The sequence below is a fragment of the Streptomyces liliifuscus genome, from assembly GCF_016598615.1.
Lineage (GTDB): Bacteria > Actinomycetota > Actinomycetes > Streptomycetales > Streptomycetaceae > Streptomyces > Streptomyces liliifuscus.
Genome location: NZ_CP066831.1, coordinates 2,029,158 through 2,054,699 on the forward strand (window position 1 = coordinate 2,029,158; position 25,542 = coordinate 2,054,699).

At 70.8% G+C, this 25,542-nt stretch carries 24 protein-coding genes; 7 read left to right on the top strand and 17 right to left on the bottom strand.

The annotated features are described in order from the left end of the window. Positions 1–16: 16 nt before the first annotated feature. The 12 genes from JEQ17_RS08700 to JEQ17_RS08750 all read right to left on the bottom strand — a co-directional run bounded on the left by JEQ17_RS08700 (position 17) and on the right by JEQ17_RS08750 (position 11,958). Complete coding sequence (locus tag JEQ17_RS08700) at positions 17–1,147, bottom strand: polyprenyl synthetase family protein (RefSeq protein WP_200394684.1); 1,131 nt, start codon at positions 1,145–1,147, stop codon at positions 17–19. Next, the gene (gene hpnE, locus JEQ17_RS08705) at positions 1,144–2,568 is read right to left on the bottom strand and encodes a hydroxysqualene dehydroxylase HpnE (RefSeq protein WP_200394685.1); all 1,425 of its coding nucleotides are present in this window, start codon (positions 2,566–2,568) and stop codon (positions 1,144–1,146) included. The genes JEQ17_RS08700 and hpnE overlap by 4 nt, the downstream gene beginning before the upstream one ends. Continuing rightward, positions 2,565–2,705: a DUF6380 family protein gene (locus tag JEQ17_RS50850; RefSeq protein ID WP_383386815.1), complete on the bottom strand. Its 141-nt coding sequence runs from the start codon at positions 2,703–2,705 to the stop codon at positions 2,565–2,567. The genes hpnE and JEQ17_RS50850 overlap by 4 nt, the downstream gene beginning before the upstream one ends. Further along, a complete protein-coding gene (gene hpnD, locus JEQ17_RS08710; RefSeq protein ID WP_383386767.1) occupies positions 2,705–3,625 on the bottom strand; it encodes a presqualene diphosphate synthase HpnD in 921 nt (306 codons plus the stop codon). The genes JEQ17_RS50850 and hpnD overlap by 1 nt, the downstream gene beginning before the upstream one ends. 26 nt (positions 3,626–3,651) lie before the next feature. Further along, positions 3,652–4,554: a squalene synthase HpnC gene (hpnC, locus tag JEQ17_RS08715; protein WP_200394687.1), complete on the bottom strand. Its 903-nt coding sequence runs from the start codon at positions 4,552–4,554 to the stop codon at positions 3,652–3,654. Positions 4,555–4,928: 374 nt separating this feature from the next. Continuing rightward, the gene (locus tag JEQ17_RS08720; RefSeq protein ID WP_200394688.1) at positions 4,929–5,708 is read right to left on the bottom strand and encodes an ABC transporter ATP-binding protein; all 780 of its coding nucleotides are present in this window, start codon (positions 5,706–5,708) and stop codon (positions 4,929–4,931) included. After that, positions 5,701–6,630, bottom strand: coding sequence for an ABC transporter permease (locus JEQ17_RS08725; protein WP_055616163.1), 930 nt, complete (start codon positions 6,628–6,630; stop codon positions 5,701–5,703). Before JEQ17_RS08725 ends, JEQ17_RS08720 begins: the two co-directional genes overlap by 8 nt. Before the next feature lie 98 nt (positions 6,631–6,728). Next, complete coding sequence (locus JEQ17_RS08730) at positions 6,729–7,613, bottom strand: glycosyltransferase family 2 protein (protein ID WP_200394689.1); 885 nt, start codon at positions 7,611–7,613, stop codon at positions 6,729–6,731. Beyond that, a complete protein-coding gene (locus JEQ17_RS08735) occupies positions 7,610–8,389 on the bottom strand; it encodes a CDP-alcohol phosphatidyltransferase family protein (protein ID WP_200394690.1) in 780 nt (259 codons plus the stop codon). Before JEQ17_RS08735 ends, JEQ17_RS08730 begins: the two co-directional genes overlap by 4 nt. Beyond that, a complete protein-coding gene (locus JEQ17_RS08740; RefSeq protein ID WP_200394691.1) occupies positions 8,367–9,428 on the bottom strand; it encodes an iron-containing alcohol dehydrogenase family protein in 1,062 nt (353 codons plus the stop codon). The genes JEQ17_RS08735 and JEQ17_RS08740 overlap by 23 nt, the downstream gene beginning before the upstream one ends. Then, positions 9,416–10,168 carry a phosphocholine cytidylyltransferase family protein gene (locus JEQ17_RS08745; protein ID WP_200394692.1) on the bottom strand — a complete coding sequence of 251 codons (753 nt, stop codon included), beginning with the start codon at positions 10,166–10,168 and terminating at the stop codon, positions 9,416–9,418. The genes JEQ17_RS08740 and JEQ17_RS08745 overlap by 13 nt, the downstream gene beginning before the upstream one ends. Then, positions 10,165–11,958, bottom strand: coding sequence for a DUF5941 domain-containing protein (locus tag JEQ17_RS08750; RefSeq protein ID WP_200401386.1), 1,794 nt, complete (start codon positions 11,956–11,958; stop codon positions 10,165–10,167). Before JEQ17_RS08750 ends, JEQ17_RS08745 begins: the two co-directional genes overlap by 4 nt. Before the next feature lie 336 nt (positions 11,959–12,294). Between JEQ17_RS08750 and galE the strand changes: the two genes are divergently transcribed. From galE to idi, 3 genes are all read left to right on the top strand, one after another. Further along, complete coding sequence (gene galE, locus JEQ17_RS08755) at positions 12,295–13,275, top strand: UDP-glucose 4-epimerase GalE (RefSeq protein ID WP_200394693.1); 981 nt, start codon at positions 12,295–12,297, stop codon at positions 13,273–13,275. A 170-nt stretch (positions 13,276–13,445) separates the two neighbouring features. Beyond that, the gene (locus JEQ17_RS08760; RefSeq protein WP_200394694.1) at positions 13,446–14,384 is read left to right on the top strand and encodes a cation diffusion facilitator family transporter; all 939 of its coding nucleotides are present in this window, start codon (positions 13,446–13,448) and stop codon (positions 14,382–14,384) included. A gap of 333 nt (positions 14,385–14,717) precedes the next feature. Beyond that, positions 14,718–15,311 carry an isopentenyl-diphosphate Delta-isomerase gene (idi, locus tag JEQ17_RS08765; RefSeq protein ID WP_200394695.1) on the top strand — a complete coding sequence of 198 codons (594 nt, stop codon included), beginning with the start codon at positions 14,718–14,720 and terminating at the stop codon, positions 15,309–15,311. 60 nt (positions 15,312–15,371) lie between these two features. Here the strand turns inward: idi and JEQ17_RS08770 are convergent, their stop codons facing one another. Beyond that, positions 15,372–15,878, bottom strand: a complete 507-nt coding sequence (locus JEQ17_RS08770) for an ATP-binding protein (protein ID WP_200401387.1) — start codon at positions 15,876–15,878, stop codon at positions 15,372–15,374. Between the two features lie 267 nt (positions 15,879–16,145). Here JEQ17_RS08770 and JEQ17_RS08775 point away from each other — a divergent pair, with 267 nt between their 5' ends. Next, positions 16,146–16,919, top strand: coding sequence for an enoyl-CoA hydratase/isomerase family protein (locus JEQ17_RS08775; protein WP_200394696.1), 774 nt, complete (start codon positions 16,146–16,148; stop codon positions 16,917–16,919). Here JEQ17_RS08775 and JEQ17_RS08780 read toward each other — a convergent pair. Together JEQ17_RS08780 and JEQ17_RS08785 are read right to left on the bottom strand one after the other, a co-directional pair. After that, a complete protein-coding gene (locus JEQ17_RS08780) occupies positions 16,906–17,541 on the bottom strand; it encodes a DJ-1/PfpI family protein (RefSeq protein WP_200394697.1) in 636 nt (211 codons plus the stop codon). The two genes, JEQ17_RS08775 and JEQ17_RS08780, sit on opposite strands and share 14 nt — an antisense overlap. Positions 17,542–17,657: 116 nt before the next feature. Then, on the bottom strand, positions 17,658–18,626 hold the full coding sequence (locus tag JEQ17_RS08785) for a GlxA family transcriptional regulator (protein ID WP_200394698.1): 969 nt from the start codon (positions 18,624–18,626) through the stop codon (positions 17,658–17,660). A 146-nt stretch (positions 18,627–18,772) separates the two neighbouring features. Here JEQ17_RS08785 and JEQ17_RS08790 point away from each other — a divergent pair, with 146 nt between their 5' ends. The 3 genes from JEQ17_RS08790 (at position 18,773) to JEQ17_RS08800 (ending at position 22,563) form a co-directional block, all read left to right on the top strand. Then, on the top strand, positions 18,773–19,639 hold the full coding sequence (locus JEQ17_RS08790; RefSeq protein WP_200394699.1) for an SCO6745 family protein: 867 nt from the start codon (positions 18,773–18,775) through the stop codon (positions 19,637–19,639). Positions 19,640–19,869: 230 nt separating this feature from the next. Further along, positions 19,870–20,013, top strand: coding sequence for an LPFR motif small protein (locus tag JEQ17_RS08795; RefSeq protein ID WP_186001070.1), 144 nt, complete (start codon positions 19,870–19,872; stop codon positions 20,011–20,013). Between the two features lie 159 nt (positions 20,014–20,172). After that, positions 20,173–22,563: a Tex family protein gene (locus JEQ17_RS08800; protein WP_200394700.1), complete on the top strand. Its 2,391-nt coding sequence runs from the start codon at positions 20,173–20,175 to the stop codon at positions 22,561–22,563. Positions 22,564–22,638: 75 nt separating this feature from the next. Here the strand turns inward: JEQ17_RS08800 and JEQ17_RS08805 are convergent, their stop codons facing one another. Together JEQ17_RS08805 and JEQ17_RS08810 are read right to left on the bottom strand one after the other, a co-directional pair. Next, entirely contained in the window at positions 22,639–24,279 is a 1,641-nt protein-coding gene (locus tag JEQ17_RS08805) for an ABC-F family ATP-binding cassette domain-containing protein (protein ID WP_200394701.1), read from the bottom strand. 202 nt (positions 24,280–24,481) lie between these two features. Beyond that, on the bottom strand, positions 24,482–25,501 hold the full coding sequence (locus JEQ17_RS08810) for an oxidoreductase (RefSeq protein WP_200394702.1): 1,020 nt from the start codon (positions 25,499–25,501) through the stop codon (positions 24,482–24,484). Positions 25,502–25,542: the final 41 nt, after the last annotated feature.

Below are 25,542 nucleotides of genomic sequence, written 5' to 3' on the forward strand. Positions count from 1 at the left end.
ATTCGACCGATAGTGATCATCTCTTTCGTACGACGACGAAGTCGGCGAGCTCCACGAACTGGGCCCGTACGTGGTCCGGCATGAGGATCGTGTCGAGCGCCTCGATGGCGATGGTGTGCTGGCGGCGCGCCTCCTGGGCGGTCCACTCGCGGCCGCCCGCCTGCTCGATGAGCGCGGCGCGCGCGGCGAACTCCTCCTCGGAGAAGTTCTCGAAGTCGCTGCTCTTGGCGTCCTCGGCGAGCAGTTCCCCCAGGCGCTCGGAGGCCGGGCCACCCGCCGCGAGCGCGGCCACGACCGGCAGGGACTTCTTGCGCTGGCGCAGGTCGCTCCAGGTCTGCTTGCCGGTGGCCACCGGGTCGCCCCAGATGCCGAGCAGGTCGTCGACGGCCTGGAAGGCGAGGCCGAGGTGGTAGCCGTACTTCTCCAGCGTGTCGGCGGTGACGTCGTCGGCGCCGCCGAGGACCGCGCCGATGGAGCAGGCGCAGGCGAGCAGGGCGCCCGTCTTGTTGCCCTCCATCTCCAGGCACTCCTCGACGCTGACCCGGTCGCGGTGCTCGTAGGAGATGTCCTGCGCCTGGCCGTCGATCAGGGCGCGGGTGGCGGTGGTCAGGCGGCGCGTGGCACGGCCCGCCTCGACCGTGCCGAGCTCCAGGAGCAGCTCGTTGGCCAGCGCGAACAGGGCGTCGCCGACGAGGATGGCCTGGGCGGGGCCGTGCACCTTCCAGACGGTGTCACGGTGGCGGCGCTGCTCGTCGCCGTCCATCAGGTCGTCGTGCAGGAGCGAGAAGTTGTGCACCAGTTCAACGGCGACCGCGCCCGGCACGCCCACCTCGGGGGCCGCGCCTGCGGCCTCGGCGGACATGACGGCGAGGGCGGGACGTACGGCCTTGCCGCCGTCTCCCTCGGCGGGGTTGCCTTCGGCGTCGATCCAGCCGAAGTGGTAGGCGGCGACGGTGTCCATGGGAGGGGCGAGGCGGTTGATGGCCGCCCTCAGTACCGGAGTGGCCAGGGTCCGGCCGCGCTCCAGGAGCGCGGTCACGTCCACCGCGTCGGCAGCCGTCGATGCCGGGGGCACAGTGGGCACAGTCTCTCCTCTTGTGGTGATACGGGGGGTGCGGGGGCCCGCCGCGCTCAGTTCGAGCGTCACGCCGCCTCCTCGAAGAGTTCGAGGAGGTGGTCGCGGGGCCGGCCCAGGGCGCTCAGCGCGGCGTCCGCCGCACTCACGCCACTGCGGACCGCACTCTCCATGGTCGCGGGCCACCCTGTGGCGGTCCACGCGCCGGCCAGGTAGAGGCCGGGTGCCTTGGTGCGGGCGCCGGGCCGCAGCCGCCCGACGCCTGGGGTCGGAGCGAACGTCGCCGTGCGCTCCCTGGTCACGAAGAAGTCCCGGACCTCGGCGCCGCGGGTGCCGGGCAGCAGCCGCTCCAGCTCCGGCAGGTACCGCTCACGCAGTGCCGAGACGGGTGCGTCGATCTCGTCCTGCGCGGCCGACTGCGACAGCGCGAGGTACTGGCCGTCCGGGAGCCCGGACGCCTCGGTCCGGTCGAAGACCCATTGCACCGGCGAGCCGAGCGCGGCGAAGAACGGCCGGCCGAGCACCTTGCGGTCGTAGACGACGTGGATGTTGAGGATCGGCGCCGTGCCGATGTCGAGGAGCTGTTCAGGGGCGTCGAGGGTGCCGTCGGGCAGCAGATCGTGGGCCTCGCGCTGCGGTACGGCGAGCACGACCGCGTCGGCGTCGAGCGTCTCACCGGGAACCTGAACGCTCCAACGGCCGTTCCCGTGTTGGGAGATGGAGGTGACCCGTGTCCGGAGTTCGGTACGGACGCCCGCGGAGTCGAGCGCCTTGCGGGCCAGCCGGTCGTGCAGTTCACCCAGCGGGACGCGAGCCCAGCCGATGTCGGCCGCGCCCGGATCGGACAGCAGACCGGTCTTGAACACCATCGCGGCGAGCCCGAGCGACGCGTCGCCGGCCACCGCGTTGAGGGTGGCGACCCCCACCAGGTCCCACAGCGCCTCGATGGCACGCTCCGACTGACCGTGCGCGGCCAGCCAGGTGCCGAAGTTCTGCGCGTCGAGCGCCGGATCCGCGAGGTCGAGGCCCTTCAGGGCCAGCGCGGCACGTCCTACTTTGGCGCGCTCGGCGAGCGACAGATGGGGATAGGTCGCGAGGCTTTTCGCCAGATGCAGTGGTACGGGCAGCGCCGTGCGGCCGATTCTGCCGAGTCTGCGCCCGGGTTTCGCCTCGGCGTCGAGAACGGGCACGTCGAGACGATCCTGCAGAGGAGCCAGCTCGGCTCCGTCGACGCGGTCGAGGAACCAGCGGTACGCGGTACAGCAGCGCAGATACACATGCTGGCCGTTGTCCACGGTCAGGGCGCCGCGCTGGAAGGAGAAGGCCAGCCCGCCGAGGCGCGGCCTGCCCTCCACCAGTGTCACGCGCACTCCGGAGTCGGCGAGCGCGAGCGCGGTGGTGATTCCGGCGAGCCCCCCGCCGACCACCACGGCCGTCGCCGGGCGGCTCTGCGGATCCGCGTCGAGCCCCTCGTCCTGCGTCGTGTCGTTCATCGTGCACCTTCCCCCGAGGCCGGGCCGCGCTGATCGAACAGTGCACGGTCGGCCGTTGAAGTCAGGGACGCGGTCCCCGACCGGAGGGTTGCGCGCCGTTTCCCTGGACTTGCGTCATCTTGGCCCAAAGTGTCCATCAAGCGCGCCTCCTGATGGTCCGGCGCGAGACGTGCCGCGCGTCGAGGCCGGAAAGGCCCCGCACGGCGACGTACGCCTTCTCGCGGCCGGGCAGTGAGACACGGCCTCGCAGGACGGCCTCCGGCTCGCGCTCGATGCGGTCGAGGAGGCGGCGGTAGATGCCGGCCATGGCCGCGACACAGGCGCCGCTGCGGCGGTCCAGCATGGGCAGCAGCCGGTAGCCCTCCGCGAAAAGCGCGCGGGCCCGTCGCACTTCGAAGTGGACGAGGCCCGCGAAGTCGGAGCCGGCCGGTGGATACGCTCCGTCGAAGCCGGCCGAGCAGCCGAATTTCGCCAGGTCGTCCGCGGGCAGATAGGTCCGCCCGTCCTCGGCGTCCTCGCGAACGTCCCTGAGGATGTTGGTCAGTTGCAGCGCGAGCCCGAGCGTGTCGGCGTACTCCGGCGCCCGCTCGGCGCCGCGCGCCCCCGGTTCCGTACCGAACACGCCGAGCGAGAGGCGGCCGATGGCCCCTGCCACGCAGCGGCAGTAGACCTTGAGGTCGTCCCAGGTCTCGTAGGTCTCGCCGCGGACGTCCATGAGGACGCCGTCGATCAGTTCGTCGAGGCCGTCGAGCGGGACCGGGAAGTGGTCCGCCGTGTGGCTGAGGGCGACCGCGACCGGGTCGGTGTCGTCCTCGTCCACGGAGCGGTCGCGGACCCGGGCGAGCAGCGCCCGGGTGTCTTCGAGACGCGCGGCCTTGACGTCGGGAGCGAGCGTGCCGTCCCCGATGTCGTCGACGCGGCGCGAGAACGCGTACAGCGCCGACATGGCGCGGCGCTTGGGCGTCGGCAGCAGTCTGATGCCGTACGCGAAATTGCGGGCCTGCTGCCCGGTGATCGCCTCGCAGTAGCCGTATGCGGCGAGTACCGGTGCGGACATGTGCGGCGGAGCCTCCACGGTCCGGATCACCCCTCTCCTCGCAGAGTCACTCCCACCTCGCGCAGCAACTGGATCTTGCCGGGCTTGGGCGGGCCGGAAAGTACGTCGTATTCGGCGGCGGCAATCGCACGGATTGCCGCCCTTCCTCCTGCAACGAAGCCCGCGAGCAGCAGCCTCAGCCTGCCGTGGACGCTACCCACGAGGGGGGTGCCTTCATTCAGGAGGTTCCGGGCGCGTTCTGCTTCGTATGCAACCAGTGCGCGCACCGATGCGCCTGCCGTGGCCGTGGCGAGATCCGCCTCCTGGACATGGAAGCGCTTCATGTCCTCGGCGGGCAGATAGATACGGTCGCGGCCCAGGTCCTCGGCCACGTCCTGGAGGTGCTCGACGATCTGCAGTGCCGTGCAGACTGCGTCGGAGCGGCGGACCCGCTCGGGGGTCGAGGTGCCGGTGACCGAGAGGACCAGACGGCCGACCGGGTTCGCGGACAGTTCGCAGTAGGCGACGAGGTCGTCGTAGGTCTCGTACCGCTTGACGAGCTGGTCCTGGCGGTTCGCCGCGATCAGGCCGAGGAAGGGCTCGGGGGTCAGCCCGGCGCGGCGGACCGTCGGCTGGAGGCGGCGCAGGAGCGGGTGGCTCGGGGTCGCGTCGAAGACCCTGCGGAGGTCGGCCTCGAAGGCGTCGAGGAGAAGCAGCCGGTCGTCGGCCTCCTCGGGGGACACGCCCAGGAGGCGGGCGTCGGCACCACCGGGGGCCAGGTCGCCGTCGCCGATGTCGTCGACCAGGCGGGCGAAGCCGTACACGGCCATCAGGTCGGCGCGCCAGGCCCGGGGCAGGAAGAACGGCGCCACGGGGAAGTTCTCGTCCGCGGCCTTGTCCAGGGTGCTGCGCTCCGGGTCACCGGCGCGCGCCGTCCCGGCTGGCGTCACCGCTCACTGCCTGGGCCGGGAACGGCACACGCACAGACGGCACACGCGCAGCTGAGCTGGAGAGTTTCCGTAGCCATTGCCGTCACATCTCCCGTTCTACACTGCCGACCCAATACAGACTATTTCGGACACGCCGCCCGGACGTCCGCGCAGCAGACCCTATGCCGGGTGTCGCGCATTATCGCCCTACTTGCCGCGAATCAGCACCGGTACAGCTTACGTTGTACAACCCGACATGCCTCGTCGGGGTGTCCTGCACATCACAACAACACACCGATTGGCGTCAAGATTCCTAAGGACGCCCAGAGTTGGCGTTTCCTTTGCAGACGCAGGGCCCCGCCGGAACGTTCCGACGGGGCCCTGAGCGATTCGGGCTACTTGCCCGTGAACTTCTCGTACTCCTTGATGACCTCGTCGGTCGGGCCGTCCAGGCGCAGCTCGCCGCGCTCCAGCCACAGGACGCGGTCGCACGTGTCACGGATCGACTTGTTGTTGTGGCTGACGAGGAAGACCGTGCCCGCGCTCTTGCGCAGCTCGCGGATCCGGGCCTCGGAGCGCTTCTGGAAGGAGCGGTCGCCGGTCGCCAGGGCCTCGTCGATCATCAGGACGTCGTGGTCCTTGGCCGCCGCGATGGAGAAGCGCAGACGGGCGGCCATGCCCGAGGAGTAGGTGCGCATCGGCAGGGTGATGAAGTCGCCCTTCTCGTTGATGCCCGAGAAGTCGACGATGGACTGGTAGCGCTCCCTGACCTGCTCGCGGGACATACCCATGGCGAGCCCGCCGAGGATGACGTTGCGCTCGCCCGTCAGGTCGTTCATCAGGGCCGCGTTGACGCCGAGGAGCGAGGGCTGGCCGTCGGTGTAGACGTGCCCCTTCTCGGCGGGGAGCAGTCCCGCGATGGCCCGAAGGAGGGTGGACTTGCCGGAGCCGTTGGAGCCGATCAGGCCGATGGCCTCACCGCGGTAGGCGTTGAAGGAGACACCCCGGACGGCGTGCACCTTGCGGACGCCCCGGTCCTCGCCGCGCTTGATTATGCGGCTGAGGGCCGCGGTGGCGCTGCCCTTGCCGGTCTTGGCGCCGTTGACCCGGTAGACGATGTGCAACTCGTCCGCGATGACGGTGGGGATCTGGCCCCCGGTGTTTTCCTCAGCCACGGCCGTAGCGCTCCTCAGCCTTCCAGAAGTACACGAATCCGCCGACGGCGACGAGGAGGGCCCAGCCGGCCGAGACCGCCCACACGTGCGGGGGCAGGTTCTCGGAACCGTAGCCGTCGATCAGCGCGAAGCGCATCAGGTCCATGTAGATGGCGGCCGGGTTCCACTGGAGGATGTCGGCGATCCAGGCGGGGTGCTTCTCCAGCATCACGGGGATCGAGAACATCACGCCGGACGCGTACATCCACGTACGCATCACGAACGGCATGAGCTGGGCGAGGTCCGGGGTCTTGGCGCCCATCCGGGCCATGATCATCGCCAGGCCGGTGTTGAAGAGGAACTGCAGGGCGAGCACCGGGACGATCAGGAGCCAGGACAGGCCCGGGTAGCTGCCGAAGCCGACCGCCACGACGAACAGCACGATCATCGAGAAGAGCAGCTGCTGGAGCTGCTGCAGCGAGAACGAGATCGGCAGCGCGGCGCGGGGGAAGTGCAGCGCCCTGACCAGACCGAGGTTCCCGGAGATCGCGCGGACGCCCGCCATCACCGAGCTCTGGGTGAAGGTGAAGACGAACACGCCCGTCACCAGGAACGGGATGTAGACCTCCTGGGGCATACCGCGGTCGGCACCCAGGATCAGGCCGAAGATCAGGAAGTACACGGCCGCGTTCAGCAGCGGTGTGGCCACCTGCCAGAGCTGGCCGAGCTTGGCCTGGCTGTACTGGGCGGTCAGCTTCGCCTGCGAGAAGGCAAGGATGAAGTGACGCCGTCCCCAGAGCTGGCGGACGTACTCGACGAGTCCGGGCCGGGCGCCGCTGACGGCAAGCCCGTACTTGGCGGCGAGGTCCGCCGCGGAGAGCCCTTCATCGGGCGACGGAGGAGCGCTCACCGCGACACCACCGTCATGCGTTGTCTCACTCACAAGTGGAAACTTTCGTCCTCAAGATACGCAGCCTGGTCGGGCGTAGGCCAAAGCCAGGGACCGGGGTACGGCCCGAATGCTCTCAGATTTCGAGCTTGTCAGATGACGGGTGGCCGGCCCAGTCTGGTCAGGCGCCATACCGTACGCCACTTCATGGGGCGCCGGGGGCCGCACGGACTGGTCCAGCCCTCCTTGAAACCACCGAACCAGGCTCTCAGCGCGGGGCGGGAGGGGCGACGGGCGAGGGTCAGCAGCATCCACACGCCGAGATATATGGGAACCAGCGGCGCGGGCAGATTACGACGGGCCAGCCAGACACGGTTGCGGGCGACCATCCGGTGGTAGATCGCGTGCCGCGAGGGCGCGGTCGTGGGGTGGTACAGCACCATGTCCGAGCGGTAGTCGATCATCCAGCCCGCGTCGAGGGCACGCCAGGCGAGGTCGGTCTCCTCGTGGGCGTAGAAGAACTCGTCGGGCAGTCCGCCGACCTGCGCGAGCACCTTCGTACGGACGGCGTTGGCGCCGCCGAGGAAGGTGGTGACGCGCGAGTTGCGCATCGGGTCGGAGGCGCGCAGCCGGGGCACGTGACGGCGCTGGGTGACCCCGGTCTCGGGGTCGGCGATGCGGAAGCTGATGATGCCGAGCTCCGGGTCGGCGCCGAAGGCCTGCCGGCAGAGCTCCGCGGTGTCGTGGTTCGCGAGAAGGCCGTCGTCGTCCAGGAAGAGAAGGACGTCCACCTCGGTGCCGCCGGGGCCGAACGCCTCGATACCGACGTTGCGGCCGCCGGGGATACCGAGGTTCTCGGCCAGCTCGACCGTCCGTACGCCCGCGGGGACGTCCGGTACGGGCGAGCCGTTGCCGACCACGACCACCTCGACCGGGTCGCCGTCCTGCTTGGCGACCGAGTCGAGGAGGGCACGGAGTTCGTCGGGGCGGTTGCCCATGGTGATGATCACCGCGCCGACCTTCATGGACGTGCTCACTTCAGCCTGCTCGAAGCCAGGATGGACACCAGGTGCAGCACGGTCTGCAGCAGCGCGATGCCGGCCAGGACCGCGACGCCGAGCCGCGAGAAGAACAGGTCGTCCCGGACCGTGTCCAGGACCGCGAGGACCAGGATCAGCAGGGAGGCCTCGATGCCGAGGACGAGCCGGTGGAACTTCAGCGCGCCCGCGGCCCGGCGGGCCAGCGCCATGCCGGAGGAGCGTGGCTCGGAGGCCGACTCCTGGACCGGCTCCTTGCCGGTCTGGTGCCGGGCGACCCCGACGAGGTCCGTCTCGGACTTGATCAGAACGGCGCCGAGGGCGGCCAGGGTGCCGAGGAAGGCCCACAGCCAGTCGATCCGCCCAGGGCCCCACAGGTCCGCGGCGCGCAGGCCGAAGCCGACCAGGACCGCGGCGTCGCACAGGTAGGCGGCGACGCGGTCGACGTACACCCCGGTCATCGAGTACTGCTTGCGCCAGCGGGCGATCTCGCCGTCGACGCAGTCGAACAGCAGGTACAGCTGGACCATCAGTACGCCTAGCAGGGCGCCCGGGATGCCCGGCACCAGCAGGGCCGGGGCGGCGAGCACGCCGAAGACGGTCATCACGTAGGTCAGCTGGTTGGGCGTGACCCGGGTGTTCACCAGGTGCCGGTCGATGCGCAGCGAGATCTCGCGCATATAGAGCCGGCCTCCCCAGTGCTCGCCGCTCCGCCGGTCCTTCACACCCGGGGGGTGGACGACCGGGCGGAGCTCAGCTACCGATGGCTTTTGCATAGTCGGCGTATGCGTCCCTGATCTGGTCGGTGGACAGGTCGAGGTGTTCGAGGATCGTGTAGCGGCCCGGCCTGGTCGACGGAGCGAACTCCACGACCTGGACGAACTCGTCCACGGTGAAGCCGATCTCCTCCGGGAGCACGGGGAGGCCGTGGCGGTGGAGGACCTCCGCCATGTACGCGGACTCCTCACGGGCCCCGCGCAGGTGCATCGCGAAGGCCGCGCCCATGCCGCACTGCTCGCCGTGGCTGGCAGCCCGCTTGGGGAAGAGCAGGTCGAAGGCGTGGTTGATCTCGTGGCAGGCGCCGGACGCGGGGCGGGAGTCGCCCGCGACCGACATGGAGATGCCGGTGAGGACCAGGCCCTCGGCGAGCACCTGCAGGAAGGCGTCGTCGCCGACCCCGCCCGGGTGCCGCAGCACGGCCTCGCCGGCCTGGCGGGCCATCGCGGCGGCCAGGCCGTCGATGGCCTCGCCCTTCTCGCGGTTGGCCAGCTCCCAGTCCGCGACCGCGGAGATGTTGGACAGGGCGTCGCCGATGCCGGAGCGCACGAAGCGGACGGGGGCCTCACGGATCACGTCGAGGTCGATGATGACCGCGATCGGGTTCGGCACACCGTAGGAACCGCGGCCCGCGTCGTTGTCGAGGGTCGCGACCGGCGAGCACAGACCGTCGTGCGAGAGGTTCGTGGCGACGGCGACCAGCGGGAGGCCGATGCGTGCCGCGGCGAACTTCGCGCAGTCGATGATCTTGCCGCCGCCGAGGCCGACGACCGCGTCGTAGTGCCCCTTCTTCATGACGTCGGCGAGCTTGATCGCGTCGTCCAGGGTGCCGCCGCCGACCTCGAACCAGTCGGCGCCGGGCATCGCCGGGGCCAGCCGGTCGCGCAGCTTGGCGCCCGAGCCGCCGCTGATCGCGACGGCCAGCTTGCCGGAGTGCGAGATGCGCTGGTCGGCGAGGACACTCGCCAGGTCGTCCAGGGCACCCGGACGAATGTCGACGACGACCGGCGAGGGGATGAGCCTCGTCAGTACTGGCACGCGATCACGCGTCCCTTGGCGAGGTCGTCGTGGTTGTCGATCTCGACCCACTTGACGTCGCCGATGGGGGCCACGTCGATGCGGAAGCCGCGGTTCACGAGCTCCTGGTAGCCGTGCTCGTAGAACTGCTGCGGGTCGGTCTCGAAGACCGTCTTCAGCGCGTCGGCCAGCTCGTCGGCCGCGTCGCCCTCGATAAGGGTCACGCCGATGTACTCACCGGTCGCCTCGGCCGGGTCCATCAGCTTGGTGATCTTGGTCATGCCACCCTCGGGGCCGACGACGACCTTCATCTCCTCGTCGGCGAGGGACTTCACCGTGTCGAGGGCGAGGATGATCTTCTTGCCGTCGCCACGGGCGGCGAGCAGGGTCTTCTCGACGGAGACCGGGTGCACGGTGTCGCCGTTGGCGAGGATCACCGAGTGCTTGATGGCGTCACGGCCGCACCACAGGGAGTAGGCGTTGTTCCACTCCTCGGCCTTGTCGTTGTCGATCAGGGTGATCTTGACGCCGTACTTCTGCTCCAGCGCCTCGCGACGCTCGTAGACGGCTTCCTTGCGGTAACCGACGATGATCGCGACCTCGGTCAGGCCGATCTCGGCGAAGTTGCCGAGCGTGAGGTCGAGCACGGTGATGCTGTCCTCGTTGCCCTCGGGTCCCACCGGCACCAGTGCCTTGGGCAGGGTGTCGGTGTAGGGGCGCAGACGCCGTCCGGCGCCGGCAGCCAGCACGAGGCCGATCATGCGGGTTCTCCTTCATCGTGTACGGCGGGTGCGCCGAGTTTGTGGGCGGTCACCCAGAAGCGGATGCTCTCGACGAGCACCACGAGCGCCACGGCCACGGCGAGAGCCGTGAGCGCGACCTTGAAATCTGTGGCGGTGAGCAGCGCGGCCAGGACGGTGACCAGCAGCGTCCTGCCTTCGTGCCCGCCGATCGCCCGCACCAGCCAGTGCGGCGGCGCGCCGGCGTTGCCGCGGATGCGGTACACCGTGTCGTAGTGATGGTAGGCGACGGCCGCCACCAGCCCGAAAGCCGCAGGAAGGGCTCCGTTCACATCGGCTTTGGCCGCCAGTACCAGAACGGTCCCGTATTCGGCCGCGCGGAACAGCGGGGGAACCAGCCAGTCGAGAGCGCCCTTGAGAGGGCTCGCGACGACTTCCGCCGACACCAGGACGTACACGACCGCGCACACGACAACCGACCAGCCCGGTCCGTCGATCCAGGCCGCGAGCACCATCACGACGGCACCGGCCACGGCGAGGAGCTGTGCCACGACACGGGGGCTGCGCGGCAGGATCCGAACGAACAACTCGGCCAAGGGCCCGCTGTCCGCGAGGTCGGCCAGGGCCTGGGCCGCCCGGTCCGTGCGCTGGGCCTTGCGGGTCAGGGACCTGAGCACCCGGCCCGCGGTCGTGTACGTCGCGGCGAAGGCGCAGCCGATCAGCAGCACGTAGAAGGTGATGCGGGGCGTCGTGACCGCAGTGAGCACGGCGATCATCGCCCAGCGCTCGCCGATGGGCAGGACGATCATCCGGCGGACCCAGACCGTCCAGCCGACACTGTCGAGCCTGCCGGAAAGGGCCGCGGTGGGGCTGGTGTTGGCGGTGGCGTCGTGGTTCGCCTCGTTGAAGGAGAAGTCGACGACGTGCCGGCAGGTCTGCAGGACCATCGCGCCGAGGGCGAGTGCCCACACGTCGTCGCCGCCGCGGGCCGCGCCGAGGGCGAGGCCCGCGTAGTAGGCGTACTCCTTGGCTCGGTCGAAGGTCGCGTCGAGCCAGGCGCCGAGCGTGGAGTACTGCAGGGAGTAGCGGGCGAGCTGGCCGTCCGTGCAGTCGAGGACGAAGGAGAAGAGGAGCAGCAGTCCCGCGGCGCCGAAGCCGGCGCGGGTGCCGGTCGCCGCGCAGCCCGCCGCGATCAGCGCGGTGATCAGCGAGGCCGTGGTGACCTGGTTCGGCGTGAAGCCGCGACGGGCGCACCAGCGGGCGAGGTAGCGGGAGTACGGGCTGATGCAGTACGTCGTGAAGAAGCCGTCGCGGGACTTCACGGCCGTACGCAGCCGGATCGCCTCGTCGTCCACGACGGTTACGGCCTGCCGGGCCTCGTTGCGGGCCTGCGGGTCCCTCGGGACCTCGGCGACGAGTTCGCCGAGTTCGGGGCGGTACAGGTCGGTGTCGAGGACGTCCGCGATCCGCTCGGCGAGGATGCCGACCACCACCGAGCCGTTCGAGGCGTCCTCGGAGGCGGTGCGCAGCGCGCGGGTCAGCGCCGGACGGGCCGCGGGCCGGGCGGTGACGGCACCGGGGATGGCGGCGGCGTCGAAGCGCGGGTCGGTCAGGCCGAGCCGCAGCGCGTGGACGTGCCCGACGAAGCGGGCGTCGACGACGGCGACCCGCTGGTTCGCGGGGACGGCGGCGAGGAGCGTCTCGGCGTCGGCCGCGTCAGTGGCGACCCGCACGTCGAAGCCGAGCGACCGGAGATCGTTCTCGAGCGACGACCCGGGGACCGGCTGACCGGTGAGGATGGCGGTCGACAGACGAACTCACTCCTCTGGGTTCCGGCGTACGCCGACGCCGGGCATGTGCGTGGTGGGGGGCGCCCCAGGCCGGTGACGGCCGGGCAGCGTGTCGGCAGAGGCTATCGGATGATGGGAACGGACCGTTCACCGGCCGTTCACGGCCCGATCAACAGGGTCTGCTGTGCCGCGTCCGCCGCGATCATCATCGGGGATCCGGGCCCCGGCCCACAAACCACGGCTGATTCCACCGCAATTCACGGCATAGCTCCCGTGCCGGCCCACGGGGTCGCGTACCCCTCCTCATGACCCGCACACCGAACCGGCCGTGCGCGGACCGGCATAGGGTTGGCGTCCATGACATGGCTGATCACAGGCGGAGCTGGATACATCGGGGCACACGTGGTGCGTGCCATGACCGGGGCCGGGGAGCGCGTGATCGCGCTGGACGACCTCTCGGCCGGCGTTCCCGCGCGGCTGCCCGACGACATTCCTCTGGTCCAGGGCTCGTCGCTGGACGGGGAACTGCTGAAGCGGGTGCTCGCCGAGCACGCGGTGACGGGTGTGGTGCATCTGGCCGCGCGCAAGCAGGTCGGCGAGTCCGTGGCCCAGCCCACGCGCTACTACCAGGAGAACGTGGGAGGACTCGCCACACTCCTGGAGGCGGTCGCCGGGGCGGGCATCGAGCGCTTCCTCTTCTCCTCCTCCGCCGCCGTCTACGGCAACCCGGATGTGGATCTCATCACGGAGGACACCCCCTGCGTCCCGGTGAACCCCTACGGCGAGACGAAGCTCGCCGGTGAGTGGCTGGTGCGGGCGGCGGGCCGCGCGCACGGCATCGCGACGGTGTGCCTGCGCTACTTCAACGTGGCGGGCGCGGCCACGCCCGAGCTGGCGGACACCGGCGTCTTCAACGTGGTCCCGATGGTCTTCGACCGGCTCACCCGCGACGAGGCCCCGCGGATCTTCGGCGACGACTATCCGACGCCGGACGGCACCTGCGTACGCGACTACATCCATGTCTCCGACCTCGCCGAGGCACATCTCGCGGCGGCCCGGCGGCTGACCTCGACGGGCGGCTCGGGCGGCTCAGGCGATCTGACGGTCAACATCGGCCGCGGCGAAGGGGTTTCGGTGCGCGAGCTCGTGACGCTCATCGGCGAGGTCAGCGGTGACAGCCGTCCGGCACTCGTCGAGCCGCGTCGGCCGGGCGACGCCCCGCGCGCGGTCGCCTCGGCCGCGCTGGCCGCCGAGAAGCTGGAGTGGACCGCGCGCCGCGGGGTGCGCGAGATGGTCGAGTCGGCCTGGGAGGGCTGGCGGCTGCACCACCCCGGATGACCCGCCGGAAGCCTCATCGGACCACCGGACCGCCACTCTGACCTGCGGACCGTTTCCGCAGGTCAGAGCATATGACAACGGTGTTCAGTACCGCGTTGCACATACCCCCCACCCGTAGTTCACTGGAGATCGCCGACAGGGCGTCGGGGCGATTTCGGAGGGTGGTTCTCATGGGGGCCGGTCACAGCCACGGGCATGCGCACGGTGCCGCCGGCGGGGGCACGGCGGCAGCCGCGTACCGCGGGCGGCTGCGCATCGCGCTGTGGATCACGCTCACCGTCATGGTGGTCGAGATCGTCGGCGGCATCGTCGCGAACTCGCTCGCGCTCGTCGCGGACGCGGCACACATGGCGACGGACGCGCTCGGCCTCGCCATGGCACTGCTCGCGATCCACTTCGCGGGCCGCCCGCCGACCGGAAACCGCACCTTCGGCTACGCGCGCGCCGAGATCCTCGCCGCGCTCGCGAACTGTGTGCTGCTGCTCGGGGTGGGCGGGTACGTCCTGTACGAGGCGATCCAGCGCTTCGTGACCCCGGCGGAGACCGAGGGCGGACTGACCGCGGTGTTCGGCCTGATCGGTCTGGTGGCGAACATGATCTCGCTGTCGCTGCTCATGCGCGGACAGAAGGAGAGTCTGAACGTGCGCGGCGCGTTCCTGGAGGTGGCCGCGGACGCGCTGGGCTCGCTGGCGGTGCTGGTCTCCGCGGTCCTCGTCCTGACCACGGGGTGGCAGGCCGCCGACCCGGTCGCCTCGATCGTCATCGGCCTGATGATCGTTCCTCGTACGTGGAAACTGCTGCGGGAGACGCTGAACGTGCTCCTGGAGGCGGCGCCCGAGGACGTCGACATGGCCGCGGTGCGCTCGCACATCCGTGCGCTGCCGGGTGTGGAGGGCGTCCACGATCTGCATGCCTGGACGATCACCTCGGGGCTGCCGGTGCTCTCCGCGCACGTGGTCGTGGGATCCGAGGCCCTCGACACCATCGGTCACGAGAAGATGCTGCACGAGCTGCGGACCTGCCTCGGCGACCACTTCGACGTGGAGCACTGCACCTTCCAGCTGGAGCCCGACGGGCATGCGGCGCACGAGCTGCGTCTCTGCCACTGAGCTGCGGGGACGGGCCGGGCGTACGTCCGGTGACGGAGGCGACACGCGCGTGCGGGGGCGGTCGAGGGGCACGGTGTACCGACTTCCGGTTACGGCATCCGGCCCGGATTCCGGGTGCCGCGGACAGCGGCGCCGGCACCTGATCGGACGGTTCCGCCCCGGTGGCGCCGGGCACGATGAGGTATCCGGCCGCTTTCGGCGCCCGACCGGCGCGGGCCGCGATGTCCGGTTCGGCCGAGGGGCGGAACCGGACATGCGGGACTCCGCGTGATGCCGGGAGTGCCGGTTTCGTACGGCAGACTTGGGGCTTGAAGACCGATGCGAAGGATGGGTATGCCGATCACACCTGCCACCGCGACGCACAGTTCGTCGAACGGCACCGCCGAAGCCATCTTGCTCGAACTGGTAGACGAGGACGGCACCACGATCGGCACGGCGGAGAAGCTCACGGCCCATCAGCCGCCCGGGCAGCTGCACCGGGCGTTCTCCGTCTTCCTCTTCGACGAGCGGGGCCGGCTGCTGCTTCAGCAGCGGGCGCTGGGCAAGTACCACTCCCCCGGTGTCTGGTCCAACACGTGCTGCGGTCACCCGTATCCCGGCGAGGCGCCCTTCGCGGCGGCCGCGCGGCGGACGTACGAGGAGCTGGGGGTCTCGCCGTCGCTGCTCGCCGAGGCGGGGACTGTGCGGTACAACCACCCCGATCCGAAGTCGGGGCTGGTGGAGCAGGAGTTCAATCACCTGTTCGTGGGGATGGTGCAGTCCGCTGTGCGGCCGGATCCGGAGGAGGTGGGATCCACGGCGTTCGTGACCGCGGGGGAGCTTGTGGAGCGGCATGCGGAGGATCCGTTCTCCGCGTGGTTCATGACTGTGCTGGATTCTGCCCGGCCGGCGATTCGGGAGTTGACCGGGGCCGCTGCCGGCTGGTGACCGCCCGTATCCGATATGGCTGCAGGCCCGTTGTGGCCTGTCGCGCAGTTCCCCGCGCCCCTAGAGGGGCGCGGGTGTGAGAGGCAGTGCCGACCAGATCACCTTGCCCCCTGTCGCCGTGTGTTCCACGTCGCAGACTCCTCCCGCCTCTCTCGTGACCTCGCGGACCAGGAGGAGGCCGCGGCCGCCGGTCTGGCCGTGGTCGGCCTCCAGGGCGGTCGGGCGGTAGGGGTGGTTGTCCTCGACGGAGACGCGCACCCACTCGGCGCCGACGGCGATCTCCACGGCGAGCATCGGGGAGAGCAGTGCCGCGTGCCGGACCGCGTTGGTGACCAGCTCAGAGACGATCAGCAGGAGCCCCTGGACCAGTTCGTCCGAGACGGGTACGCCCTGGCGGGCCAGCAGGTCACGTACGGCGTGGCGCGCCTGCGGTACCGAGGCGTCGACGGCGGGAGCGGTGAACCGCCAGACCCCCTCGTACGGCAGCGGCCCCGGCGGTCTGACATCGGGGGGCGCATCCCCTCCGCCTTCGGGGCGTGGGCCGGACCCCCGCCCCTGGTCGTCCATCGTCCGGTCGCCACCCTTGCGCTCGATTGTCACCACACGTCGAGTGTTGGTAACGCGCTGGTCCGTACCGGATAACTGAACAGAAGTCAGCGAGTATCGGCGATTTCCGATCGCCTGCGCATGACATCGTCAGCTGTGGGACCGGTCCTGTCCATCCTGTGCCGAATCGGGAACTCTTCGGGTTGTACGGGTTTGCTCCGGGCAGCGCAGCGTGATCCCGATGCCTGCTTGATCGTGCGTTCGACGAGGGCGGATAGCATCCGGCGTATGGAGCCGCAGCTGCTGCACAGCGTCGCCGACGGGGTCGCCACCGTCGTGATCCACCATCCGGCGAAGCGCAACGCCATGACGGCGGACATGTGGCGGGCGCTGCCACCCCTGCTCGACACGCTGGCCGCCGACCCCGCCGTACGCGTGCTCGTGCTCACCGGTGAGGGCGGGACGTTCTGCGCCGGGGCCGACATCTCCTCGCTGCGGGGTTCGTCGGGCGAGGCACAGGGGCTGGCCGTACGGGCCGAGGAGGCGCTCGCCTCGTTCGCCAAGCCGACACTCGCAGCCGTACGCGGCTACTGCGTGGGCGGGGGGTGTCAGCTCGCGGCGGCGTGCGATCTGCGGTTCGCGGACGAGGAGGCGTCGTTCGGGATCACTCCGGCGAAGCTGGGAATCGTCTACGCGGCCTCCTCCACCCGGCGGTTGGTGTCCCTCGTGGGGCCCGCCACCGCCAAGTACCTTTTGTTCTCGGGCGAGTTGATCGACGCGGAGCGTGCGCTGCGCACCGGTCTGGTGGACGAGGTGCTGCCCGGCGGCGAACTCGACAAGCGGGTCGCGGAGTTCAGCCGGATCCTCGTATCGCGTTCGCAGTTGACGCAGGCCGCGGCGAAGGAGTTCGCCGACGGGCGTACGGACCGGGACGCCTACTGGGCGCGGCAGGCGCGCGACGGCGGCGACACCGCGGAAGGGGTCGCCGCCTTCCTGGAGCGCCGGCCGCCCGACTTCACCTGGACCACGCCCGCGCCCGGGCCTCCGGCTACGCCACGCTGAAGCGGCTGTCCGCGCGGAACCGCTCGACGAGATGGGCCGGGGCCTTCTGCGGTGAGCCCGCGTCGTAGGGCGGCTGCGGGTCGTACTCCGTCAACAGCTGTACCGCCTGGGCCTGTTCGTCGCCCGCGATCCTGCCGAGCAGGGTGAGCCCCATGTCGATGCCGGACGAGACGCCGGCCGCCGTGACGTACTTGCCGTCGGTCACGACCCGCTCGCCGGTCGGCTCGGCGCCGAAGTTCTTCAGGTGGTCGAGGGCCAGCCAGTGGGAGGTCGCGCGGCGGCCCTGAAGGAGTCCGGCCGCCGCGAGCAGCAGTGAGCCGGTGCACACGGATGTCGTCCAGGTGCTCGTGGTGTCCGCCGCGCGCAGCCAGTCGAGGAGCACCTCGTTGTCCATCTGCGGGGTCTGGCCGGGGCCGCCGGGGACCACGACGATGTCCGGGTTCGTGACCTCGGCGAGGGTCTTGTCGGCGGTGATGGCCAGGTTGCCGGTGTCCGTGCGGATGGGTCCCGCTTGCTCGGCGACGAAGACCGTTTCTGAGCCGGGGAGGCGGCCCAGGGTTTCGTAGGGGCCCACCGCGTCCAGGGCGGTGAAACGGTCGAAGAGGACGATGGCGATCTGCATGGCGAGCCTTTCGATTTCTTGGGGTGCGGAGGTCTGTGCGTTCCGTGCGGGTTGTATGTGGCTGGTCGCGCAGTTCCCCGCGCCCCTGGCGGGGCGGTCGTGAGCCGGCGCCCTGATCACGAGGTTTGTGTCGTGTGGAAACGGCGGCGGTACTCCGCCGGAGGTGCGCCCAAGGTTCTGATGAAGGCTCGGCGCATTGCCTCCGGGGTTCCGTAGCCGCTTGCCCTGGCGATCTGTTCCACTCCGTCCGTGGTGTCCTCCAGGAGGCGGCGGGCGTGTTCGAGGCGGACCGTGTCGACGTAGCGGCCCGGGGTCATGCCCGTCTCGGACTGGAAGGCGCGGGCAAAGTGGCGGGGCGACAGGCGGGCGCGGGCCGCCAGCGACTCGACGCACAGGTCGTCGCCCGGGTGCTCGGTGATCCAGTGCTGGACCTGGCGGAGCGGTTCGCGACGGGCCGTCTGCGCGGAGAGCTGGGCGCTGAACTGGGCCTGGTTCCCCGGGCGCCGTAGGAAGACGACGAGATACCGGGCGACGCTGAGCGCGGCGTCCCGGCCGAGGTCCTCCTCGACCAGCGCGAGGGCGAGGTCGATCCCGGCGGTGACACCGGCCGAGGTGGCCACATGGCCGTCGCGTACGTAGATGGGGTCCGGGTCGACCTCGATGGCCGGGTGGTCGCGGGCGAGCCGGTCGCAGTACGCCCAGTGGGTGGTCACGCGGCGGCCGTCCAGGAGGCCCGCCTCCGCGAGCAGGATCGCGCCGGTGCAGACGGAGACCAGGCGGTCGGCGCGCGGGCCGTGCTCCCGCAGCCAGTCGATCACCCGTGGATCGGGACCGCGCGTGCCCCTGCCTCCGGGAACCAGCAGGGTGTGCGGCGCCGGGGCCTCGGCCAGGGCGTGGTCCGGCACGACGGTCAGGCCGCTGGAGGTGCGTACGGGAGCGCCGTCCAGGGAGGCGGTGTGGATGCGGTAGGTCGCTCCGGGCTCGCCGGCGTAGGTGTCGGCGCCGGTGAAGACCTCCACGGGGCCCGTGACGTCGAGGCTCTGGACGCCGTCGAAGAGGACTACGAGGACGGTTCGGTACGCCATGTGTCGATTCTTCGCGGCCGGCGGGGTGGCCGCAATGACGAACATCCCACCTTTCCTGCCATCAAGGCCCATGCAGAGGGCTGGACGACCGAACCGATCGTGCCCCGCCATTCCACACGTACCAACCAGTCGGTAACGTGCCCGGCATGACCACTGCCCTGCCGGAGCGCGCCGGACGCCGATGTCACAACGTCCTCAATCCCCTGCACTCGACCCACTACTTCTCGCCCGATCTCGCGGAGCAGCTGGCCGGGGTCGGCGTCACGGACCCCAGGGCCGCGTACTTCGCGGTGCGTGCCGCGGCCATGGGGCCGGTGGGCGCGGGCACGGTGACGGCGACGTTCTACAACTTCCGTCATGACCTGGTCGCACGGCACGTGCCCGAGGTGTGGCGGAGCGCCTCTCCGGAGGTGGTGCTCGCGGCACGCGCGCGTGCCGCGGACGCGACACTGCGACGGCTGCTCGGGGACGGGATGATCGCGTCCAAGGAGGTCGCCGAGGCGGCGGAGCTCGCGCTGCGCGCGGCCGAGGCGTGCACCCGTACCGCCCGCCCGCTGTATGCCGCGCACGCTGATCTCCCGGTTCCCGACGAGCCGCATCTCGCGCTGTGGCACGCGGCCACGCTGCTGCGCGAGCACCGCGGCGACGGGCATCTCGCGGTGCTGCTCGACGCGGAACTCGACCCCCTGGAGGCGCTGGTGAGCCACACCGCGACCGGCAAGGGGATGGCCCCGAGGTGGGTCCTCGCCACACGCGGCTGGGGTCGCGAGGACTGGGACGCGGCGGTGGGCCGGCTCAGGGAGCGCGGACTGCTCAACGCCGAGGGCGAGTTGACGGAGTCGGGGGTCGCCCTGCGCAAGGAGATCGAGACCCGGACGGACCGCCTCGACGTGGCCCCGTACGAGCATCTGGGTGCGCCGGGCGTCGAGCGCCTCACCGAGCTGGCCACGGGGCTGCTCATGGCGGCGATGGCCGCGGGGGCGTTCCCGGAGGGCATGATCGGCAAGAACTGAGCACGGCTGGACCGCGGCGGAGGGCGCCTGTCGTCGGGCACGCGCGCGTGGCTTGCGGGTGGCCGGTGGCGCGCCGAGCGAGGGCGCCGAGGCCGCGGCGGCCACCGCCTCGCGCTGTTCGGCACGGGCGGCCTTGCGCTCATCGCGGGTCCCGCCGGGATTCGGAACCCCGTAACGAGGTACTCGGCCTTTGCCCGGCCGTGCCGGCCGGGAGAGGAAAGGGGAAACACGTGTTCCGTGCCATCGCAGACGTACTGCGGCAGATCGGCGGAGCCATCGCCACAGTTGTGACGCTGCCGTTCCGGGCCCTGGCCCGGCTTTTCGGCGGCGCCTCCCAGTCGACGCGGCGCGGCGGGCGGGCCCGCAGGGCCTGACCGCGGACCGCCACCGGAGCCGGACACACCACGGGTGTGTCCGGCTCCCCGCGTGTTCCGCTGCCGTGCCACGGCCCTGTTCGCCGCCCTGATCCCCCGTTGTCGGTGCCACCTGCCACAATTGCCGCGCAACCTCAGTCAAGAAGGCGGTACGGGATCGTGACGACACCCCTCGTAGGGTCCATCGAAGGCAGGATCGCCGAGGAACTCGGCGTACGGGAGCGGCAGGTCAAGGCCGCCGTCGACTTGCTCGACGGCGGATCGACGGTGCCCTTCATCGCCCGCTACCGCAAGGAAGCGACCGAGATGCTCGACGACGCGCAGCTGCGCACGCTCGAGGAACGGCTGCGCTATCTGCGGGAGCTGGAGGAGCGGCGCACGGCGATCCTCGACTCGGTGCGCGAGCAGGGCAAGCTCACCGACGAGCTGGAGGCGCAGATCCGTGGCGCCGAGACCAAGGCGCGGCTGGAGGACATCTATCTGCCGTTCAAGCCGAAGCGGCGCACGAAGGCGCAGATCGCCCGTGAGGCGGGCCTGGAGCCGCTGGCCGAGGGGCTGCTCGGGGACCCGTCCGTCGACCCGATCGCCGCGGCCACGGCCTTCGTGGACGCCGACAAGGGCGTCACCGACCCGCAGGCCGCCCTGGACGGCGCCCGCGCGATCCTCACCGAGCGGTTCTCGGAGGACGCCGACCTGATCGGCGAGCTGCGCGAGCGCATGTGGGTGCGGGGCCGGCTGGCCGCCAAGGTGAAGGACGGCAAGGAGGAGGCGGGCGCCAAGTTCGCCGACTACTTCGACTTCGCCGAGCCCTTCACCGACCTGCCCTCGCACCGGATTCTCGCCATGCTGCGCGGCGAGAAGGAGGAGGTCCTGGACCTCGTCCTGGAGCCCGAGGAGCCCTCCGAACAGCCCGGCCCGTCCTCGTACGAGGGGATCGTCGCCCACCGTTTCGGGATCGCCGAGCGCGGCCGTCCCGCCGACAAGTGGCTGACGGACACGGTCCGTTGGGCCTGGCGCACCCGGCTGTTCGTGCACCTCGGCATCGACATGCGGATGCGGCTGCGGACGGCCGCCGAGGACGAGGCGGTCAACGTCTTCGCGGCGAACCTCCGCGACCTGCTGCTCGCCGCCCCTGCGGGCACGCGCTCGACGCTGGGCCTGGACCCGGGTTTCCGTACGGGTGTGAAGGTGGCCGTGGTGGACGCGACCGGCAAGGTCGTCGCCACGGACGTCATCTACCCGCACGTCCCGGCGAACAAGTGGGACGAGGCCGTCGCCAAGCTCGCCCGCCTCGCCAAGGAGCACGCGGTCGAGCTGATCTCCATCGGCAACGGCACGGCGTCCCGCGAGACCGACAAGCTCGCCGGTGAACTCATCGCCAAGCACCCGGAGTTGAACCTCACGAAGGTGATGGTGTCCGAGGCGGGCGCGTCCGTGTACTCGGCGTCGGCGTTCGCCTCGGCGGAGCTGCCCGGCATGGACGTGTCGCTGCGCGGCGCCGTATCCATCGCCCGCCGCCTCCAGGACCCGCTCGCCGAGCTGGTGAAGATCGACCCGAAGTCGATCGGTGTCGGCCAGTACCAGCACGACCTGTCCGAGGTGAAGCTCTCCCGCTCCCTCGACGCGGTCGTGGAGGACTGTGTGAACGGCGTGGGCGTGGACGTGAACACCGCCTCGGCCCCGCTGCTCTCCCGGGTCTCCGGCATCACCTCCGGACTCGCCGAGAACATCGTGGCGCACCGCGACACGAACGGCCCCTTCACCTCGCGTACGGCGCTGAAGAACGTGGCACGGCTCGGCCCCAAGGCGTACGAGCAGTGCGCGGGCTTCCTGCGGATCCGTGGTGGTGACGACCCGCTGGACGCCTCCAGCGTGCACCCCGAGGCGTATCCCGTGGTGCGGCGGATGGTGAAGACGGCGGGCAGCGAGGTCGCCTCGCTGGTCGGGAACACGAGTGTGCTGCGGTCGCTGAGGCCGGACGACTTCGTGGACGAGACGTTCGGTCTGCCGACCGTGACCGACATCCTCAAGGAGCTGGAGAAGCCGGGGCGCGACCCGCGGCCCGCCTTCAAGACCGCCACCTTCAAGGACGGCGTGGAGAAGATCTCCGACCTGACCCCCGGGATGGTCCTCGAAGGGGTCGTGACGAACGTGGCCGCCTTCGGTGCCTTCGTGGACGTCGGCGTCCACCAGGACGGTCTGGTGCACGTCTCCGCGATGTCCAAGACGTTCGTCAAGGACCCGCGTGACGTGGTGAAGTCCGGTGACATCGTCAAGGTGAAGGTGCTCGAGGTCGACATCCCGCGCAAGCGGATCTCGCTGACGCTGCGGCTGGACGACGAGGCGGCTGCCTCCGGCGAGGGGCGGCAGGATCGGCCTCAGCGGGGTGGGCGACCGCCTCAGCGGGGGCAGCAGCGGCAGGGCGGCCGTGCCGGTGGTGGCGGGGGCGGTGGCGGGGGGTCCCGTCAGGCGCCTCCGCCCGCCAACAGTGCGATGGCGGACGCCTTGCGGCGGGCGGGGCTTGCCGACCCGAAAAAGGGCAAGCGCTGATCACTGGGGGCGCGTGGCAGAACTGCCGGTGGATCGTGGCTGGTCGCGCGGTTCCCCGCGCCCCTTCGGGGCGCTCTAGCGCTCTGTCACCTTGCCCGATGCCACCTCCAGGCGGCGGGTCGTTCGGACCGCGTTCAGCATTCTGCGGTCGTGGGTGACCAGGAGCAGCGTGCCCTCGTACGAGTCGAGGGCCGACTCCAGTTGCTCGATGGCCGGCAGGTCGAGGTGGTTCGTCGGCTCGTCGAGGACGAGGAGGTTGACGCCCCGGCCCTGGAGGAGGGCCAGGGCCGAGCGGGTTCGTTCGCCCGGGGAGAGCGTGGCGGCCGGGCGCAGGACGTGCTCCGCCTTGAGGCCGAACTTGGCCAGCAGGGTGCGGAGTTCGGCGGGCTCGGTGTCGGGCACGGCCGCGGAGAACGCGTCGATCAGTGCCTCCGGGCCGTGGAACAGCTTGCGGGCCTGGTCGACCTCGCCGACGATCACTCCGGAGCCGAGGCTGGCGTGGCCGGAGTCCAGCGGCACCCGGCCGAGCAGCGCCCCGAGCAGGGTCGACTTGCCCGCGCCGTTGGCGCCGGTCACGGCGACCCGGTCCGCCCAGTCGATCTGGAGCGTGGCCGGGCCGAAGTTGAAATCGCCCCGCCGGACCTCGGCGTCCCGCAGGGTGGCGACCACGGCGCCGGACCGCGGGGCGGCCGCGATCTCCATCCGCAATTCCCACTCCTTGCGCGGCTCGTCCACCACGTCGAGCCGCTCGATCATGCGCTGGGTCTGCCGGGCCTTAGCGGCCTGCTTCTCGCTGGCCTCGCTGCGGAACTTGCGGCCGATCTTGTCGTTGTCGTTGTTCGCCTTGCGCCGGGCGTTCTTGACGCCCTTGTCCATCCAGGAGCGCTGCATCTGGGCCCGCCCCTCCAGCGCGGTCCGTTTGTCGGCGTACTCCTCGTAGTCCTCGCGGGCGTGCTGACGGGCCACGTCCCGCTCCTCCAGATAGGCCTCGTAGCCGCCGCCGTACAGCTTGATCTGCTGCTGGACGAGGTCGAGTTCGAGGACCTTGGTGACCGTGCGGGTGAGGAACTCGCGGTCGTGGCTGACGACGACCGTGCCGGCGCGCAGGCCGGAGACGAAGCGTTCGAGGCGCTCCAGGCCGTCCAGGTCGAGGTCGTTGGTCGGCTCGTCGAGCAGGAACACGTCGTAGCGGGAGAGGAGGAGCGAGGCGAGTCCGGCGCGGGCGGCCTGGCCGCCGGAGAGGGCGGTCATCGGGTGGTCCAGACCGACGGCGAGACCGAGCGAGTCGGCGACCTCCTCGGCCCGCTCGTCGAGGTCGGCACCGCCGAGGTCGAGCCAGCGCTCCAGGCTGGTCGAGTACGCGTCGTCCGAACCCGGTGCCCCGTCGACGAGCGCCTGCGTGGCCTCGTCCATCAGGCGCTGGGCCTCGGCGACGCCCGTGCGGCGCGCCAGGAAGTCCCGGACGGTCTCGCCGGTCCTGCGCTCCGGCTCCTGCGGCAGATGGCCGACGGTCGCGGCCGGCGGGGAGAGTCGCAGCTCGCCCTCCTCGGGTGTGAGCAGCCCGGCGAGCATCCGCAGGAGGGTGGACTTGCCCGCGCCGTTGGCACCGACGAGACCGATCACGTCACCGGGCGCGACGACGAGGTCGAGCCCGGAGAAGAGCGAGCGGTCGCCGTGGCCGGCGGCGAGGTTCTTGGCGACGAGGGTGGCAGTCATCAGAGGGCGATCCTAATCGCCCGGCCACGCACGTCCGCCCCTGGTTTTCGCGCACGCGGACGCTCCGGCGCCGGTACGCACTCGCCCCGGTCCCGGCGCGGCGGCGTCGCGGGCGCCCTCGCGCCGATGCCGGGGGTCTCGGCGCGCCGATGTCGGGCTCCCTGCGCACGGCCGTCGGAGGATCCGGGCGCGCCCCGGGAGGTCAGCGCACCATCGCCTCCACCAGCACGCCTCCCGATGTGCGCGCCACGATGAACGACTCCCCCTTCGTGGCCTTCGCGTCCAGGGCGAGCCGGTGGCGGCCCGCTTCCAGGACGCCGTCGAAGACCTCGTACATGTGCGTGCGGTAGAGGCGGTCCAGGCGGTACGCGGTCAGCTGGACCCGGCAGGTGGAGGTGACCTCGACGCCCGCCTCGCCGTCGGCCGCGACCAGCCGGGTCAAACGGCGCTGTTCCCGGGGGCTGCGGTCCAGGGCGTTCTCTATCTGGGCGACCAGGAGCGGGACGATCGGGGCCAGGCCCTCGACGTACGCGACCTCGGCGCCCGCGTGCTCGAAGGACTGCCGTACGGCGGCACGTTCCTGCTCGGTGACCGCTCGGCCGAAGGCGACGGCGCCGTACGTGCGCAGTTCGTCGGCGGAGATGTCGGTGGCGTCCTGGGCGGTCTCGGCACCGATGCCGATGATCCGCAGGGCGGCGGCGAGTTTGGCCAGGACGGCGGCCCTGGCGCCGATGAGCAGGACCCTGCGGCGCTCGCCCGCGGTGCCGGTGAGCAGTGAGCCCAGGGCGGCGCGGTACTCCTCGCCGTGGAAGAGGAACGGGCCGATGCCGTGATAGCCGTTCCGCTCCAGATCCGCGTGTTCGTCGGTCTGCCAGGCGAAGTCGCGCCATACGTAGTCGTCGCCGTGCCGTTCGATCGCGGCGGTCACGGCACCGCACCCGAGGTCCTCGCACTCGGGGCAGCCGTAGATGACGTACCGGCCGCCCTCCAGCGGGGCGTCGGCTTCCAGGAGGAGACTGCGTACCTGTGCGGTGAAGATCGCGGGCGGTACGTCGGAGGCGAGGGGGGACACGGCGTCGAGGTCGGAGAGCTGGTACAGCAGCGGGCGGCCGTCGACGATGAAGTCGACGAAATCCCGGTGCGCTTGGTAGTCACCGTTGGCAAGGACTCCACCGGCACGCATCGCCGGTGCCAGGCCGAAGGTCGCGTACTCGGCAGACATGCTGTGAGTATCCCCAGAGTGAGCGCTGTCTGAGCACGGCA